We start from the raw sequence: 510 nt of genomic DNA on the forward strand, positions 1-510 counted from the left end.
GGGGCTATAGCTCAGCTGGGAGAGCGCTTGCATGGCATGCAAGAGGTCAACGGTTCGATCCCGTTTAGCTCCACCAATTTACAGGTTCAAGGTCTGGCCACACCGTCCTTGAATCGATCAGAACTCAGCTCTGATCAGTTGTACAGAAGGTTTTGTCCCCTTCGTCTAGTGGCCTAGGACACCGCCCTTTCACGGCGGTAACAGGGGTTCGAGTCCCCTAGGGGACGCCAGTTTCAACAAGCAGCTCGAAAGGTCTGCTGCGCCGCGAGGCGAAAAATCCGGGGCTATAGCTCAGCTGGGAGAGCGCTTGCATGGCATGCAAGAGGTCAACGGTTCGATCCCGTTTAGCTCCACCAATTTACAGGTTCAAGGTCTGGCCACACCGTCCTTGAATCGATCAGTTCTCAGCGCTGATCAGTTGTACAGAAGGTTTGTGTCCCCTTCGTCTAGTGGCCTAGGACACCGCCCTTTCACGGCGGTAACAGGGGTTCGAGTCCCCTAGGGGACGCC

At 56.1% G+C, this 510-nt stretch carries 4 tRNA genes; all 4 read left to right on the top strand.

The annotated features are described in order from the left end of the window. The 4 genes from AOA60_RS23805 (at position 1) to AOA60_RS23820 (ending at position 508) form a co-directional block, all read left to right on the top strand. Positions 1 to 76 (top strand) — tRNA-Ala (locus AOA60_RS23805). 78 nt (positions 77 to 154) lie between these two features. Beyond that, positions 155 to 230: transfer RNA gene (locus AOA60_RS23810), tRNA-Glu, on the top strand. A 50-nt stretch (positions 231 to 280) separates the two neighbouring features. Then, positions 281 to 356, top strand: a tRNA-Ala gene (locus AOA60_RS23815). 79 nt (positions 357 to 435) lie between these two features. Further along, positions 436 to 508 (top strand) — tRNA-Glu (locus tag AOA60_RS23820). Positions 509 to 510: the final 2 nt, after the last annotated feature.

Source organism: Pseudomonas sp. 2822-17, assembly GCF_002742485.1.
GTDB lineage: Bacteria > Pseudomonadota > Gammaproteobacteria > Pseudomonadales > Pseudomonadaceae > Aquipseudomonas > Aquipseudomonas cyclaminis.